This window comes from Streptomyces sp. F001 (assembly GCF_004187715.1).
In the GTDB taxonomy this organism is placed as follows: Bacteria; Actinomycetota; Actinomycetes; order Streptomycetales; family Streptomycetaceae; genus Streptomyces; species Streptomyces flavusporus.
The window spans coordinates 101341-116031 of sequence record NZ_QZWF01000003.1 but is presented as its reverse complement, the minus strand read 5'-3'; the positions used below and the strand labels follow the sequence as shown (position 1 = coordinate 116031).

Genomic DNA, 14691 nt, shown 5'->3' with positions numbered 1-14691 from the left:
ATGACGCGCAGCCGTGCCCGTGACCTGAACGTCTGCGGAGTGACTGCCGCGATCGTCGTGATCGAAGGCAAGTGGAGGACCGCCCTGCTCTGGCTCCTGGAGTCGGGGCCCCACCGCCCCGCCGAACTGCGGCGGAAGCTGCCGGGCCTCAGCGAGAAGGTCCTGACTCAGGCACTGCGGGAGATGGAGACGGACGGGCTGGTGCACCGGGAGGTGCACGACGTGCTGCCCCTGAAGACCGTCTACTCCCTGACCGACTTCGGCCGCGACCTCGCCGAGGCCCTGGCGCCCCTGTCCGACTGGGGCCACCGTCGGCTGGAAAAACTCGCCGAAGCCGAAGCCGAAGCCGGGCCCGAAGCCGAAGCCGGGCCCGAAGCCGAAGCCGGGCCCGAAGCCGAAGCCGGGCCCGAAGCCGAAGCCGGGCCCGAAGCCGAAGCCGGGCCCGGGGCCGAAGCCAGGGCCAGGGCCGAAACCGAGATCGAACCCGAAGCGATCCGGAAAGCCTCCTGACTGACCACACCCACCTCACCCTCCGGCGGCGCCCTCCGACCGCCTGCGACGAGCCTCTCCCCGGAGGTCCGGTGCTGCCAAGTACGCACAAAAAAGTGGGCACTCCCCGCGCAGCAGCCGGGTCCTGCCATTGCTCGCAGCCAGCCTGATCCGCCGGACAGTCCCTGGTCCGCGGCGGCGGGTTCCGACAGGGCACCCGGGCGCGTACCGGGGACGCCGACTGTCGTTCCTCGTGTCTGCCCAGCGCTGCGAGGGTCACGGTGACCGATCTGGCCGCCATCAGCGTCATCGCCGTGGCCAGGGAGGTCAGTTGGGCCAGCGTGCCCGTGAGGTCGTCGGGGGTGAGGGACATCAGGCGAGCGCGGGCGGGAGGCGGTAGAAGGCGGCGTGGACCTCGCCCGCTTGCTCCAGCAAGCCGAAACGGGGCCTCGGTGCCGAACGCGTCCGCCCCACCTGCTCGTACTCTCGCGGCCCACGTCAGCGGCATGACGTGCAGGCCGGGCCGCGCGCGGGAAGGCTCCGGCTCGGGCGAGAAAGTCGTCGACGTCTTCGGTGAGGTGCCGGTCGTCCGGTCAGCTACCGACGCATCCCGATCCTGTTCACCGACCCTCGACCGCCTCCAGGCCCATGGCCCGCTGGATGCGGTGTGGTGGCGCTGCGGCCTGGCCGGTGGGAGACCCTCGACGCCGCCCTGAACAATCCCCGCGACATCGACGCCTGGCACCAGCGCGACGAACAACGCCACCGGCGCGAGGAACAGCGGGAGAAAAGCGGCATGGGGCCGCCCCCCGGCCGACGGTTCGGACGCGTATCAGCTGGTCCGCCCACGCCGGGCACGGGAACCTTCGGCACCCCGTTCTGCGGGGCTTCGCTCGGTGGCTGCGTCGAAGCGGGCCCGGTTCTCCCGGATCTCGTCGTGGTGGATGCCGGCCCAGTCGATCAGGGACACCACGATGTCGTGCAGGGTGAGGCCCAGGGGGGTGAGGACGTACTCCACGCGCGGCGGCACCTCGGCGTAGGCGGTGCGGGTGATCAGGCCGTCGCGATGCAACTGCCGCAGGGTGAGGGTCAGCATGCGCTGGGAGATGCCGGGGATGCGGCGCAGCAGGTCGGTGTAGCGCAGCGGGCCGTCGTCCAGGGCGGCGATCACGAGCGTGCTCCACTTGTCGCCGGCCCGGTCCAGGATCTGCCGGATGATCTCCCTGTTCTCCACCGGCCAGCGGGCGCAGGGTCCCGAGGGTGCGGCGGTGTCCGTCTTGCCTGTGACCTGACCTGCGGTGGTGTCCATGACGCACATTTCCTTCCGGTCGCACACACCCATGTGCCTTTTGTACGGCCTCCCATACGGGTCCATCATGGCGCTACATCCAAAGCGTAAGTATTGGAGGTGCCTGCCGTGAAGGTGGAAATCTGGTCCGACCTGACGTGCCCGTGGTGCGGTCTGGCCAACCATCGTCTCGACCAAGCCGTGGAGCGGTTCACCCATGGCGGCGACATCGAGCTCATCCACCGCTCCTTCCCGCTGGACCCCGACCTGCCGAGCAGCCCCGCGGTGCCCGCCCGGCAGATGCTGAAGCAGAAGTACGGGATGGACGACGCCCAGGCCGAGGCGGCCACCCGCCGGGTCGAGGTGCTGGCCGAGCGCGAGGGGCTCAGGCCGTACATCGTGCTGGCCAACAAGAAGGCCAACACCCAACTGGCCCACGAGTTCCTTGCCCATGCCACCGCCCAGGGCAAGCACGCGGAGGCGTGGCACCTGGGCTTTCGCGCCTACTTCGGCGAGGCCCGCTCACTCTTCGACGTGGACGCGCTGCTCGAACTGAGCGACGAACTCGGCCTGGACCGGGACGAGACCCGGCAGGCCCTGGTGGAGCGCCGTTTCCGGCAGCAGGTCCAGGACGAGGCCCGCCGCGCCACCGCCCTCGGCGCCCGCGGGGCGCCCTTCCTCCTCGTCGACGGCCAGTACGCCGTCTCCGGCGCCCAGGACACCGACACACTCCTCGGCGTTTTCCAGCAGGTATGGGACGCCACCCACCCGCAGCTCGTCCAGACCCCGGCCGGGGACGCCGAAGCGATCTGCGGCCCGGACGGGTGCGTGCTGCCCGCCGATCACGCCGCCCGTGGCTGACCCCCGCCCTGGTCCGCTGCACTCATAGCCCGGTGGGCCGCACGAACCGCGGCCCACCGACCAACACCCCGTACGAAAGGCGTCGTTCCCCATGTCCTACCTGCTGCATCTCGACTCCTCCTCCATCGGTGCCGCTTCGGTCTCCCGCCAGGTCGCCGACTCCTTCCGGGACGCCTGGACGGGCGAGGTCGTCCACCGGGACCTGGCCGCCTCACCCGTGCCGCACCTGAGCGCGGCGGGCGTCGCCGCCCAGCGCACCGACCCCGCCCAGCACACCGCGGAGCAGGCCGCAGCTGCCGCCGTTCAGAACGAACTCGTCGAAGAGTTCCTCGGGGCGAGTGCCTACCTGTTCACCGTGCCGATGTACAACCGCACGATGCCCTCGGTGTTCAAGGCCTGGCTCGACCAGGTCATCATCCCCGGCCGGACCATCAACCCCACCGGCGTAGCCCCCTCCGCCGGCCGCCCGGCCGTGCTGATCTCCGCCCGCGGCGGCGGCTACGGCCCCGGCACCCCCAACCACGGCAAGGACTTCCTCGTCCCGGCCCTGGAGTCCGTCCTGGGCGACACCGCCTACCTCGGCCTCGACGTCACCACCCTCACCCCCGAGCTGACCAAGGCCCCTGTCGTCCCGGCACTCGCCCACCTCATCCCGGTCCACGAGGCCTCCCTGGCCGATGCCCACGAGCAGGCCCGCGTGCAGGCCGAGAAGATCAGCCAGCAGCTCGCCGCCTGACTCATCCCGGCACCGCCGCGCCGCGGTGCGAGCATGGAGCCCCCGAGAACGAAGAACCTGCTGTCCTCGATGCCGAGATGGTCGCCGAGGTAGGTGTAGAAGACCAGCTCCATGATCGGCGTGGCCACCACGGCAAGAAGAAACTGGCTGGGCTGGAGCCGGTTGAACAGGGCCCGGAAGGACAGCACGGCCGTGCGGCGACAGGTGGTGAACGGTCCCACCAGCGGCGTCCGGTCCCCGATGCCTGTAGCCAGGCATCCGAGAAGCGAGGTGAGGTAAGGGTCCCCGGCCGCGGCGGCGCGCAGCGCGTCGGCTCCCTGCAAATACGACACCTGTCGTGCTCAGTCTCAAGTCGCGGGTAGGTGGCCTGGCGCACTTTTGCAAGCAGGGTGCTTGCAAAAGTTAGCGCGGCGCGGCAAGGTGGACGTATGGCAACGCTCAACGTCGGCAATCTCGGTGAGTATCTGCGCGAGCAGCGGCGCAACGCGCAGCTGTCGCTCAGGCAGCTCGCCGACGCTGCCGGGGTGTCCAATCCGTATCTGAGCCAGATCGAACGCGGGCTGCGCAAGCCGAGCGCGGAGGTGCTGCAGCAGGTCGCCAAGGCGCTGCGGATCTCCGCCGAGACGCTGTACGTGCGGGCCGGGATCCTCGACGCCGAGCGGGACCGGGACGAGGTGGAGACGCGCGCCGTCATCCTCGCCGACCCCACCCTCAACGAGCGGCAGAAGCAGGTGCTGCTCCAGGTGTACGAGTCGTTTCGCAAGGAGAACGGCTTCGAGAGCGTTCCGGGCGAGGACCTTCAGGACAACGGCGTTCAGGTCGATGACGTTCAGGACGATGACGTTCGGGGCGACGCCCACGACAGCGACACCGGCGTACGCGGCCCCCGCACGGCCGACGGCAGCGACGCCGACCCGCAGCGGCGGACCGCCGGTTGAGCGAGCGGAACGCCCGGCCGGGCGGCTGACCGGCTGCGGGACCCCAAACCCTCAAGAGAAAGCCACCGGGAGGACCAGCACCATGGCCATCACCGACGACCTGCGCAAGACCCTCAGCGACCCGAGGCCGCTCTACTTCGCCGCCGGCACCGCCGACCTGGCCCTCCAGCAGGCCAGGAAGGTGCCGGGCCTGGTCGAGCAGCTGCGCGCCGAGGCCCCGGCCCGTATCGAGGCCGTCCGCAACACCGACCCCAAGGCCGTCCAGGAGAAGGCCAGCGCCCGCGCCAAGGAGGCCGGTGTCCGCGTCAAGGAGACGCAGGAGACCTTCCAGAACAAGGTCAACGAGTTCCTCGGCTCCCTCGACGCGGATCTGAAGAAGCTCGGCAGCACGATCGACGCCGACCTGAAGAAGCTCGGCGAGAGTGCCCAGGACCTCGCCCTGCGCAGCGTCGGCGTGGCCGCCGAGTACGCCGTGAAGGCTCGTGAGACCTACGAGAAGGTCGCCGAGCACGGCGAGCAGGCCGTGAAGACCTGGCGCGGCGAGGCGGCCGAGGAGATCGAGGAGCTGGCCGTGGCCGTCGAGCCGAAGGCCGAGCCGGTCGAGGTCAAGGAGGACAAGCCCGCCGCGGCCAAGACCGAGACCAAGGCCGCGGCCGGGACCGAGGCTGCTCCGGCGAAGAAGACCGCGGCGAAGAAGGCCCCGGCCCGCAAGACGCCGGCGAAGAAGACCACACCGCCGGCGAAGTGACACCGTCCGCGATCACACTGAGTGACACGAACGGGTGAGCTGTAACGGGTCGGGCACTCCTGGGGTGCTCGGCCCGTTCTTCGGGTAACGGGCCTGCGGTTGCGGGTACGGTGACCGCGTAGGACTAGCCGAGTCGGGTGGTGGACGTTGTGCTGTTGCAGGGGTTCGCAGGGTTCATGTGGCTGCTGAGCGTGGCCCTGATCCTTTTCAGCGGCTTCGCGCTGATCGACGCGGCCACGCGCCGAGAGGACGCCTACCGCGCGGCCGACAAGCAGACCAAGCCGTTCTGGCTGATCATCCTCGGGCTCGCCTTCGTGGTGAACCTGATCTTCAACATCCTGTCGTTCCTGCCCATCATCGGGCTCATCGCGACCATCGTGTACATGGTCGACGTACGCCCCGCCCTGCGCGGCCTGCCCGGCGGCGGCCGCGCCCGCAAAGGCTCCAGCAGTGACGGGCCGTACGGGCCGTACAACGGCGGGCGGTAAGCCGTACACGACGGGCGGTGATACGGGCGTACGGCGGCGGTATTACCGCCCGCCGGTCGTACGACGGCGGACGGCACCACGGCCCACCGCGCCATGACCGCCGGAGGCTCATCAGTCTGATCAGCGATCCGTAGCGATCCGTAGCGATCCTGTGGCAGACTGTCACGCGCACGCCCGGCGCCCAGGCGACGTCGGGCACCCTCCCGGCCCCATGGCTGTGCAGGCTGGGCCGACCAGCGTCCGGAGGGACGTGCCACGCGGGCCGACCGCTTCGACGATCGGCACCAGGGCACGAAGGCGATTGGCTTACACCCTGAGCAACACTGAGGGTCACTAAGCCAATCAGAGACGCTACGGCACCCTGTCCAGCAGCAGTACCGCTACGTCGTCCGCCAGCTCGCCGCCGTTGAGTTGGCGGACCTCGTTGACCGCCGCCCGCAGCAGCTCCTCGCCGCTCAGACCCTGGGCCAGCTGGCGGCGGATCATCTCGACCATGCCGTCCTGGCCGAGCCGCTCGCGGCCCTGGCCGATGTGGCCCTCGATCAGACCGTCGGTGTAGAGCATCAGGCTCCACTCCCGGCCCAGCTCCACCTGCATCCGCGGCCAGCGGGCACCCGGCAGCAGGCCGAGGGCGGGGCCGTTGTTGTCGTACGGCAGCAGCCGGGCCGGCCGGCCGGGACGGGCGATCAGCGGAGCCGGGTGCCCCGCAAGGCACAGGCCCGCGCGGCGGCCGTCCGGCGCGATGTCCACCGTGCACAGCGTCGCGAAGATCTCGTCGTCCGAGCGCTCGTGCTCCAGCACCTGCTGCAGCGTGCCGAGCAGCTCGTCCCCGCACAGCCCCGCCAGCGTCAGCGCGCGCCAGGCGATGCGCAGCTCCACGCCGAGCGCCGCCTCGTCCGGGCCGTGGCCGCAGACATCGCCGATCATGGCGTGCACGGTGCCGTCCGGGGTGCGCACGACGTCGTAGAAGTCGCCGCCGAGCAGGGCGCGTGAGCGGCCGGGGCGGTAGCGGGCGGCGAAGCGCAGCGGAGAGCCGTCGAGGAGCGGCGTGGGCAGCAGCCCGCGCTCCAGCCGGCGGTTCTCCTGGGCGCGCATCCGGCCCTCGGCGAGCCGCCGCTCGGCCGTGTCGGAACGTTTCCGCTCCACCGCATAACGGATCGCCCGGCTCAGCAGGCGGCCGTCCAGCTCGTCGCGGAACAGGTAGTCCTGGGCGCCCACCCGCACCGCCTCGGCGCCGCGCTCGGCGTCACCGGACGCGGTGAGGGCGAGGACGGCGTGCCGGGGCGCAAGCTCCAGCACATGGCGCAGCACGGACAGCTCGTCGTCCCTGTCGTCCGCCCGGCCGGGCGCCGGCAGCGCGAGGTCCAGCAGGATGCAGTGGACATCGTCGGTGAGCAGCCGCTCGGCCTCGGTGAGGTTGCGGGCGGTACGGACGCGGATCGGCTTGCCGGCCTGATCGAGCAGTTCGGGCACGATCGGCGAGCCGCCGGGGTCGTCCTCGATCAGCAGCAGCGTCAGGTTGGTGCTGATCGTGTCGGAGCCGACGAGGGTGTTGGTGGTGTTCTTGGTGTTCTCGGCGGTTTTTTCCTTGTATGCGGTCTCTGCGTCGGATGCACCGGAGTGGCCGCCGACTGTCGACACGGCCTGCACCTGACCACTTTCCACGGCCGGGATCGCTCTCTGCCGCGGTACGGGTACGGGCATTGTCCTGAGTTCCTTCCCTCCCCCCGAGGGCACGGCGGGGCGAGGGACCTCGACCCACCGACCGGGACCATAGCGGGTGTCGGCGCCGCAAAGGAATGGTGTGAGCCACGCCGCTCCGGATGCGGCCACTGTCATATGCCGCGTTCTATACCGCAGTTGGGCAGGGTGGTGCGCTGCCGGGGATGACGAAGGTCACGTCCGCCGGGGGTTTGAGGGGGCGGCACGGGGTGGAGTGGGTCACGTGGCCCAGCTCACGAGTTGGCGGTACGGCCGTCGGTCATGTCCGTCGTACGTCCCTCGGCCCGAGTCCGCCGTACGTCCTCTCAGCCCGCGTCCGGCCGTACAACCCCAAGGATCGGCATCGATCCGGCACCCGCGATCGTGATCTCCCGCCCTGGTCGTGGGGCGTGCACCATCGCGCCGTCGCCCACGTACATCCCGACATGACTGGCGTCGTCGAAGTAGATGATCAGGTCGCCCGGGCGCATGTCCTCGATGTCGATGTGCTTCAGCTGCTGCCACTGCTGCTGCGAGGTGCGCGGGATCACACTGCCGGCCGTCGCCCACGCCTGGGAGGTCAGTCCGGAGCAGTCGTAGGTCTTCGGGCCCTCGGCGCCCCATTCGTACGGCTTGCCGATCTGGGCCGTCGCGAATTCCACGGCCTTCTTGCTCTGCTCGGTGGCGGTGCCGTGCAGCTCGTCGAGGATGCCGGAGCTGAGCCAGGTGGTCTGTGCCTCGTAGGCGGCCTGCTCCTCGAGCTCGGCCAGGCGCTGCAGCTCCTCCTTCTCCAGCTGGGACTCCAGCTTCTCGGCCGCCGCGATCTGCTTCTCGATCTTCTTCTGGGCGGCGGCCTTCGCCTTGCGGTTGGCCTCCAGCTTCGCCCACTGGGCGGAGGCGTCCTTGGCGTACAGCTCCAAGTCCTGCTGGGTGCGGGTCATTTCCTCGATGAGGTGCCTGGTGGCGCGCTCCCCCTGGCGGACGCGGCCGGTGCCGTCGAGGAACTCCTCCGGGTCGTCGCTCAGCATCAGGTGGGCCTCGGGCGGGAGTCCGCCGGTGCGGTACTGGGCGGCGGCTGCGGCGCCCGCGCGCTTCTTCAACTCCCGGAGCTTCTCCTTCCCCTTGGCGATCTTCTTGGCCAGGGCGACGATCTCGGCGGACTGCTGCTCGGCCTTCTCCTCCGCCGCGTTGTAGGCGTCGGTGGCGGAGGACGCCGCCCGGTAGAGCTTGTCGAGTTTCTTGCGGACGGTCTCAAGTTCCTCGGTGGACACCGGGGTTGAGGAAGTCGACGAGGGTGACGGGGTGGGAGCCGGGGCCGCGAACGCCGTGCCGGGCGCCGCCAGCACGGTGACCGCGCAGACCACGGTCACTGCCGCCGCGATCAGGCTGCGCTTGCGCGTTGCCATACCCTGCCCCCAAACTGATGCACCGTCAGTAACGTCGGGGATCGTGCCATGCCGCGGCGCAAAACGACAGAGGCAGTGACTCCCTCCCCCATTCCGTCCGTCGTACGACGATCTCCCCGCCCTTTGTGACGAACGACTCACCGAGATCGTTCCGCATCCCCGGCCCGGGTAGGAAACGAGGGGGAAAGTGATCACATCCTGGGCGCCAACGCGGCCCAGCGCACGGTCACTTCGCCCTGCCGCCAGCGGGCCGGTCTGTCCGTCACCGGCCAGTCGGCCGTCAGGTCCCGCACCGCCCGGATCCAGCGCTGCCGGGCCCCGTACGAGGCGTAGGGCGCGGCGGCAGCCCAGGCGCGGTCGAAGTCGCGCAGGAAGGTGTGCACCGCCTCGCCGGGGACGTTGCGGTGAATCAGTGCCTTGGGCAGGCGTTCCGCCAGGTCCGAGGGGCGCTCCAGGGATCCCAGCCGGGTCGCGAAGGTGACCGTGCGCGGGCCCTCGGGGCCGAGGGCCACCCAGACGTGCCGCCGCCCGATCTCGTCGCAGGTCCCCTCGACCAGCAGTCCGCCCCGCGCGCCGGTCGCCGGGTCGGCGGGCGCGAGCCGGGCGCACAGCCGCGCCCACACGTCGGCGACCTCCGCCTCGTCGTACTGCCGCAGGACGTTGGCCGCGCGGATGAGGTGCGGCCGCTGCGGGACCGGGATCTCGAAGCCGCCATGCCGGAAGACGAGGCCGTCGCGTGCGTACGGCTGTGCCGCCGTGACCCGGGCCGGGTCGATCTCGACGCCCACCACGCGCGCGCGTGGCGCTGTCTCGCGCAGACGGGTGAGCAGTTCCACAGCCGTCCAGGGGGCGGCGCCGTAGCCGAGGTCGACGGCGACGGGGTCGGCGGTGCGGCGGAGGTCGGCGCCGTGCGTCGCCGCGATCCAGCGGTCCATACGGCGGAGGCGGTTGGGGCTGGTCGTCCCGCGCGTCACCGTTCCCACGATGGGGGTCCCCTTGCTCGAGCGAAGCCGAGAGTGGGGGAGGGTCGCTGCGCGGGGCGTCATGCAGTCGAGGGTAAGTGGTCGGGGGTTTCTGGTTGCCCGGCGTTGGTGCACGCCACATCCATCGAACGGTTGAGCGACCCTCGGTAATGATTCGGCAAAAACGCCTAGTGCGGAAATGGAGCGGCTCCCTCCGGCGTTGCCACCCTTCGAGGACCCGCACGTCCTCCCCGAGGCGTGCCCGCGGCAAGGAGGAACGCGACGTGAGCCAATACGTCAGCAGGCTCGGTCGCCGCTCTCCGGCGGCGCCGCGGCTTCGGCTGGGGCACCGCCGACCGCGCCGTGTGGCCATGCTCTCCGTGCACACGTCCCCCCTCCACCAGCCCGGCACCGGCGACGCCGGCGGCATGAACGTCTACATCGTGGAGCTCGCCCAGCGCCTCGCCGCGATCAACATCGAGGTCGAGATCTTCACCCGGGCCACGACCGCCGCCCTCCCGCCGTCCGTGGAACTCGCCCCCGGCGTCCTCGTCCGGCACGTCGACGCGGGCCCCTACGAGGGTCTCGCCAAGGAGGACCTCCCGGCGCAGCTGTGCGCCTTCACGCACGGGGTGATGCAGGCCTGGGCCGGCCACCGCCCCGGCCACTACGACCTCGTGCACTCCCACTACTGGCTCTCCGGCCACGTCGGCTGGCTCGCCGCCCAGCGCTGGGGCGTCCCCCTGGTGCACGCCATGCACACCATGGCCAAGGTCAAGAACGCCAACCTCGCCGACGGCGACACCCCCGAGCCCGCCGCCCGGGTCATCGGCGAGACCCAGATCGTCGCCGCCGCCGACCGGCTCATCGCCAACACCGCCGAGGAGGCCGACCAGCTCGTACGGCACTACTCCGCCGACCCCGCCGACGTCGCCGTGGTGCACCCGGGCGTGAACCTCGGCCGGTTCCACCCGGCCGACGGCCGCGCGGCCGCACGTGCCCGGCTGGGCCTCCCGCAGGACGCCCTGATCCCCCTCTTCGCGGGCCGTATCCAGCCCCTCAAGGCCCCTGACGTGCTCCTGCGCGCGGTGGCCGTGCTGCTCGACGAGCGGCCCGACCTGCGCTCGCGCATCGTCGTGCCGGTCGTCGGCGGCCCCAGCGGCAGCGGCCTGGCCAAGCCCGAGGGCCTGCAGAAGCTCGCCGCACGCCTCGGTATCGCGGATGTGGTGCGGTTCCGCCCGCCCGTGGACCAGGACCAGCTCGCGGACTGGTTCCGGGCCGCGTCGGTGCTGGTCATGCCGTCCTACAGCGAGTCCTTCGGCCTGGTCGCCATAGAGGCTCAGGCGGCCGGTACGCCGGTGCTGGCCGCCGCGGTCGGCGGCCTTCCGGTGGCCGTACGGGACGGGCAGACCGGTTTCCTCGTCCAGGGGCACGATCCGGCCGCGTACGCGCGCGTGCTGCGTGATGTCGCCGACGACCCGCAGCTGTCCGCCCGGATGGGGGCGGCCGCCGCCCGGCACGCCCGTTCCTTCGGCTGGGACGCCTCGGCCACCGCCACCGCCGAGGTCTACACGGCCGCACTGCACGCCCGCCGCCGCGCCCGCGCCCTGCACGGCTGACGTAGGCTCCGACCATGGCGGCAGCAGAGCAGCAGGCGGCAGAGGTCATCGAGGGCGTGCTCAAGGACGCCGAGCTCGAGTGGGAGAGTCCCGGGTCCGGCCGCTACGTCGTGAAGCTGCCCGGCACCCGCAAGCTGTCGACGACGGTCTCCCTGATCGTCGGCCGGCACTCGCTCTCCCTCAACGCTTTCGTGATCCGCCACCCGGACGAGAACGAGGCGGGAGTCCACCGCTGGCTCCTGGAGCGCAACCTCAAGCTGTACGGCGTGAGTTACGCCGTCGACCCGCTCGGCGACGTCTACGTCACCGGCAAGCTGCCACTGCCCGCCGTCACCGCGGACGAGATCGACCGGCTGCTCGGCCAGGTCCTTCAGGCGGCGGACGGGGCCTTCAACACGCTTCTGGAGCTGGGGTTCGCGTCGGCCATCCGCAAGGAGTACGAGTGGCGGACCTCACGCGGGGAGTCGACGCGCAACCTGGACGCCTTCGCGCATCTGACGCGGCGTCCCCAGGAGTAGATCCCAGGGACGGACTCAGCACAGGCATCCGTACAACCTCTGCAGGCCCGCCGCGGTCTCAGTCGCTGTTGAGCCCTACCAGCAAAGAGGTTGTGCATGCGCACAGGCAGAACCGGCACCGCCGCCGCGCTCGCGGGAGCGCTCGCCTTCGTGGCGTTCACCGCACCGGCCGCGGAGGCGTCGGACACCGGCATCACGGTGACCGACATGGTCGTGAACAACGGCAAGCCCATCGTCGTGGGCATCAGCGAGGAGAAGTTCCCCAGCGTCAGCTTCCGCGTGACCTGGCCCTCGGGCTACACGCCCACCACCATTGACGCGCATCCCTACCTGTACCACGACACCACGGCCGCCGCCGGCGCCGACCACGGCGGCATCTACATGGCCAGCGTCACGACGTACGACGACAGCCCGACCTCCGGTGACTGCGACGGCGAGCTGTACATCGACCCGCGCTACACCCTGGACTCCAACAACGACGCCACGAGCTGGAAGATCGCCGTCGCCGCGCGCCTGTGGGACGAGTCGGACACCAAGATCAAGGCCGAGGAGTACCTGACCGGCTTCGGCAGCGTGCAGGTCAAGCGCGCGGCGCGGGCCACCGTCAATGCCTCCCCCGAGCCCGTCGCGAAGGGCAAGGCGATCACCGTGACGGGCAGGGCCACGCGCGCGGACTGGGTGAAGCACGCGTACGCCGGTTACGGCGACAAGCTGGCCAAGCTGCAGTTCCGCAAGGCGGGCACCAGCACGTACACGACGGTCAAGTACGTGCGGGCCGGCTCCACAGGTGATCTGAAGACCACGGTCACGGCCTCCGCCGACGGCTACTGGCGCTGGACCTTCGGTGAGACGGCCACGACGGGCGGCGCGACGGCCAAGGGCGACTACGTCGACGTCGTCTGACGAGACCCGCCCGCCGTGCCTCGGCGCAGGGTGTCGTACCCGACGAAGGTGAACATCCGCTCTCCGCGCGCGAGCGGCCGGGGCTCGCCGGTGAACCGGTGGGCCCCGACGCCCTGCATGAGCGCGGGATCGGACACCCAAAGGCGCTCGAATCCGCGTTCCTCGAGCCAGGCGCACACCTGCGGGACGAGGTCCGGAGCCTTGCGGTTGCGCGTCCAGACGACCGTGCCGCCCCTGCGGCACAGCTGGGTGCAGTGGTCGAGAGTGCGTTCGACGTCGGCGTCGGTGATGTTGCCGAGCGTGCCGCAGACCAGGACGAGGTCGGCGGGCACCAGACCGGCGTAGTGGTCGGTTAACGAGGCGTCGCCGACGACGACTTCGACGCCGGACAGCCCAGCGGCGGCGGCCGCCCGCCGTGCCGCCGTGGCGTTTCGCTCGTCCAGCTCCACAAGCCGGGCACGAACGTCGCTGCGCCGTGGATGATCGGCGAGCACGCCGATCAGATCACGCCCCTGCCCGGCGCAGAGGCTGACCGCGGTGAGCGGGCCCGGCGGAGCGGTGTCGAGGGCGAGGCGGATGCGGTGCTGGACGAGCGCGAGGCGCTGTCCGAAGTAGGAGTCGGGGATGTCGTAGGCATTGTGCCAGGCATGCCAGTCCATGAGGCCGGACTCTACGGCCGGTGGTTGAAGCACCGCATCACTTTCCGGCCATCCTCACCACCTTTGCTCTTTGGCCGTCCTCGCGTACCGCCCCGGCGGCACCCCCACCAACTTCCGGAAGTGCCGGGTGAGATGGGACTGGTCGTAGAAGCCGGTCACCGCTGCGACCTCGCCCGGCGGCCGTCCGTCGAGGAGCAGCCGGCGGGCACGGTCGACGCGGCGGGACATCAGGTACTGGTGCGGGGCGATGCCGTACGCGGTGCTGAACGCCCGTACGAGATGGGCGCGATGGGCGTTCAGCAGCCCGGTCGCCTCGTCGAGGGTGACGCCCTGCACGACGCGCTCGTCGAGGAGTTCGCGCAGCCGGCGGGCGAGGGCGGGGTCGGGGCGGCGGGTGCCCATCACGGGCTTGTCCGTCGGCCGCAGGTGCGCGCGCAGCCGCTCCCCGATGAGGGTCAGCCGGCTGTCCGCCTCCAACTCGTCGCCGGGGCGGGAGAGCGCGGTGTGCAACTGGCCGACACGCAGGCGCAGTACGGGATCACGGAGATCGGGGGAGTCCACCGCCGGGCCGATCAGATCCTCGCCCAGCCGGGTGCCGTCCAGGTACAGCACGCGCTTGCGGAAACCGTGCGGGGTGGCGGCGGAGCCGTTGTGGGGGACGTGCGGCGGCAGCAGGGACACCGTGTCGTGCGGGGTGCCGTGCTCGTGCCGGTCCAGGTCGTACCGTACGGCGCCGTCGTCGACGATGAGCAGCGTCCATGCCTCGTGGACGTGCATCGGATACGCGTACTCGGTGAAGTGGGCGTGGAAGACCTCCACGACGCCGCTGACACGCGGGCGCCAGGCGGAGACGTCCTGCTGCTCGGCCGAGCCCTTGCCGGTGCCCATGCAAAGAACGTACAAGACGATGTCGTCTGCGGGTCGGCAGTCTCGTCCCATGACCACCGAACCCATCCGCTTCGACACCAAGATCGCCGTCCTGCTGCGGGAGGACCTGGAGACCTGGCAGCGGCTCAACGTCACCGCCTTCCTGGTCAGCGGCCTCGGCGCGACCGTCCCCGAGGTGATCGGCGAGCCGTACGAGGACGCCGACGGCGTGCCGTACCTGCCCATGTTCCGCCAGCCGGTGCTGGTCTTCGAGGGCACGAAGGAAACCCTCGCCGCGGCGCACGCGCGCGTGCTGTCCCGCGCCCTCCCGCGCGCGGTCTTCACTTCGGACCTCTTCACCACGGGCAACGACCGCGACAACCGGTCGGCCGTACGGGCCGTACCGACGGCGGAGCTGGATCTGGTGGGGCTCGCGGTGTACGGACCGCGCAACGCCGTGGACAAGGCCCTCAAGGGCGCACGGATGCACCCGTGACAGGGGTGGGTG

Annotated in this window: 15 protein-coding genes and 1 pseudogene; 10 read left to right on the top strand and 6 right to left on the bottom strand. The window is 70.8% G+C overall.

What is annotated here, in order from left to right:
- A pseudogene (locus StrepF001_RS13660) lies at positions 1–336 on the top strand (helix-turn-helix domain-containing protein); the annotation flags it as partial.
- Positions 337–1321: 985 nt separating this feature from the next.
- On the opposite strand, the gene StrepF001_RS13645 reads toward StrepF001_RS13660, so the two are convergent.
- On the bottom strand, positions 1322–1798 hold the full coding sequence (locus StrepF001_RS13645; protein ID WP_129798529.1) for a helix-turn-helix domain-containing protein: 477 nt from the start codon (positions 1796–1798) through the stop codon (positions 1322–1324).
- Positions 1799–1906: 108 nt separating this feature from the next.
- Here StrepF001_RS13645 and StrepF001_RS13640 point away from each other — a divergent pair, with 108 nt between their 5' ends.
- The 5 genes from StrepF001_RS13640 (at position 1907) to StrepF001_RS13620 (ending at position 5548) form a co-directional block, all read left to right on the top strand.
- Positions 1907–2638 carry a DsbA family oxidoreductase gene (locus tag StrepF001_RS13640; protein ID WP_129798528.1) on the top strand — a complete coding sequence of 244 codons (732 nt, stop codon included), beginning with the start codon at positions 1907–1909 and terminating at the stop codon, positions 2636–2638.
- A 91-nt stretch (positions 2639–2729) separates the two neighbouring features.
- Positions 2730–3374 carry an NAD(P)H-dependent oxidoreductase gene (locus tag StrepF001_RS13635; RefSeq protein WP_129798527.1) on the top strand — a complete coding sequence of 215 codons (645 nt, stop codon included), beginning with the start codon at positions 2730–2732 and terminating at the stop codon, positions 3372–3374.
- A gap of 428 nt (positions 3375–3802) precedes the next feature.
- On the top strand, positions 3803–4312 hold the full coding sequence (locus tag StrepF001_RS13630; RefSeq protein ID WP_129798526.1) for a helix-turn-helix transcriptional regulator: 510 nt from the start codon (positions 3803–3805) through the stop codon (positions 4310–4312).
- Between the two features lie 82 nt (positions 4313–4394).
- Positions 4395–5060 (top strand): hypothetical protein, encoded by a 666-nt coding sequence (locus tag StrepF001_RS13625; RefSeq protein WP_129798525.1) that lies wholly within the window; start codon positions 4395–4397, stop codon positions 5058–5060.
- Between the two features lie 137 nt (positions 5061–5197).
- Complete coding sequence (locus StrepF001_RS13620; protein ID WP_346656937.1) at positions 5198–5548, top strand: DUF2516 family protein; 351 nt, start codon at positions 5198–5200, stop codon at positions 5546–5548.
- Positions 5549–5899: 351 nt separating this feature from the next.
- Here the strand turns inward: StrepF001_RS13620 and StrepF001_RS13615 are convergent, their stop codons facing one another.
- From StrepF001_RS13615 to StrepF001_RS13605, 3 genes are all read right to left on the bottom strand, one after another.
- On the bottom strand, positions 5900–7252 hold the full coding sequence (locus tag StrepF001_RS13615) for a fused response regulator/phosphatase (protein ID WP_240797493.1): 1353 nt from the start codon (positions 7250–7252) through the stop codon (positions 5900–5902).
- Positions 7253–7575: 323 nt separating this feature from the next.
- Positions 7576–8655, bottom strand: coding sequence for an NlpC/P60 family protein (locus StrepF001_RS13610; protein ID WP_129798523.1), 1080 nt, complete (start codon positions 8653–8655; stop codon positions 7576–7578).
- A 191-nt stretch (positions 8656–8846) separates the two neighbouring features.
- On the bottom strand, positions 8847–9638 hold the full coding sequence (locus StrepF001_RS13605) for a class I SAM-dependent methyltransferase (RefSeq protein ID WP_129798522.1): 792 nt from the start codon (positions 9636–9638) through the stop codon (positions 8847–8849).
- Between the two features lie 263 nt (positions 9639–9901).
- Here StrepF001_RS13605 and mshA point away from each other — a divergent pair, with 263 nt between their 5' ends.
- The 3 genes from mshA (at position 9902) to StrepF001_RS13590 (ending at position 12657) form a co-directional block, all read left to right on the top strand.
- Complete coding sequence (gene mshA, locus StrepF001_RS13600; RefSeq protein WP_129798521.1) at positions 9902–11236, top strand: D-inositol-3-phosphate glycosyltransferase; 1335 nt, start codon at positions 9902–9904, stop codon at positions 11234–11236.
- A 14-nt stretch (positions 11237–11250) separates the two neighbouring features.
- Positions 11251–11754, top strand: a complete 504-nt coding sequence (locus StrepF001_RS13595) for a YbjN domain-containing protein (RefSeq protein WP_129798520.1) — start codon at positions 11251–11253, stop codon at positions 11752–11754.
- Positions 11755–11850: 96 nt separating this feature from the next.
- The gene (locus StrepF001_RS13590) at positions 11851–12657 is read left to right on the top strand and encodes a hypothetical protein (RefSeq protein ID WP_129798519.1); all 807 of its coding nucleotides are present in this window, start codon (positions 11851–11853) and stop codon (positions 12655–12657) included.
- On the opposite strand, the gene StrepF001_RS13585 is transcribed toward StrepF001_RS13590, so the two are convergent.
- Together StrepF001_RS13585 and StrepF001_RS13580 are read right to left on the bottom strand one after the other, a co-directional pair.
- Positions 12639–13316 carry a class I SAM-dependent methyltransferase family protein gene (locus StrepF001_RS13585; protein WP_129798518.1) on the bottom strand — a complete coding sequence of 226 codons (678 nt, stop codon included), beginning with the start codon at positions 13314–13316 and terminating at the stop codon, positions 12639–12641. The two genes, StrepF001_RS13590 and StrepF001_RS13585, sit on opposite strands and share 19 nt — an antisense overlap.
- A 54-nt stretch (positions 13317–13370) precedes the next feature.
- Positions 13371–14204, bottom strand: coding sequence for an AraC family transcriptional regulator (locus StrepF001_RS13580; RefSeq protein ID WP_240797492.1), 834 nt, complete (start codon positions 14202–14204; stop codon positions 13371–13373).
- A gap of 49 nt (positions 14205–14253) precedes the next feature.
- Here StrepF001_RS13580 and StrepF001_RS13575 point away from each other — a divergent pair, with 49 nt between their 5' ends.
- Positions 14254–14679, top strand: coding sequence for a DUF2000 domain-containing protein (locus StrepF001_RS13575; RefSeq protein ID WP_129798516.1), 426 nt, complete (start codon positions 14254–14256; stop codon positions 14677–14679).
- Positions 14680–14691: the final 12 nt, after the last annotated feature.

Coding starts and splice junctions, on each gene's coding strand:
- StrepF001_RS13645 (WP_129798529.1), bottom strand. CDS start 1,798: ATGGACACCACCGCAGGTCAGGTCACAGGCAAGACGGACACCGCCGCA.
- StrepF001_RS13635 (WP_129798527.1), top strand. CDS start 2,730: ATGTCCTACCTGCTGCATCTCGACTCCTCCTCCATCGGTGCCGCTTCG.
- StrepF001_RS13630 (WP_129798526.1), top strand. CDS start 3,803: ATGGCAACGCTCAACGTCGGCAATCTCGGTGAGTATCTGCGCGAGCAG.
- StrepF001_RS13625 (WP_129798525.1), top strand. CDS start 4,395: ATGGCCATCACCGACGACCTGCGCAAGACCCTCAGCGACCCGAGGCCG.
- StrepF001_RS13615 (WP_240797493.1), bottom strand. CDS start 7,252: ATGCCCGTACCCGTACCGCGGCAGAGAGCGATCCCGGCCGTGGAAAGT.
- StrepF001_RS13610 (WP_129798523.1), bottom strand. CDS start 8,655: ATGGCAACGCGCAAGCGCAGCCTGATCGCGGCGGCAGTGACCGTGGTC.
- StrepF001_RS13595 (WP_129798520.1), top strand. CDS start 11,251: ATGGCGGCAGCAGAGCAGCAGGCGGCAGAGGTCATCGAGGGCGTGCTC.
- StrepF001_RS13590 (WP_129798519.1), top strand. CDS start 11,851: ATGCGCACAGGCAGAACCGGCACCGCCGCCGCGCTCGCGGGAGCGCTC.
- StrepF001_RS13585 (WP_129798518.1), bottom strand. CDS start 13,316: ATGGACTGGCATGCCTGGCACAATGCCTACGACATCCCCGACTCCTAC.
- StrepF001_RS13580 (WP_240797492.1), bottom strand. CDS start 14,204: ATGGGCACCGGCAAGGGCTCGGCCGAGCAGCAGGACGTCTCCGCCTGG.
- StrepF001_RS13575 (WP_129798516.1), top strand. CDS start 14,254: ATGACCACCGAACCCATCCGCTTCGACACCAAGATCGCCGTCCTGCTG.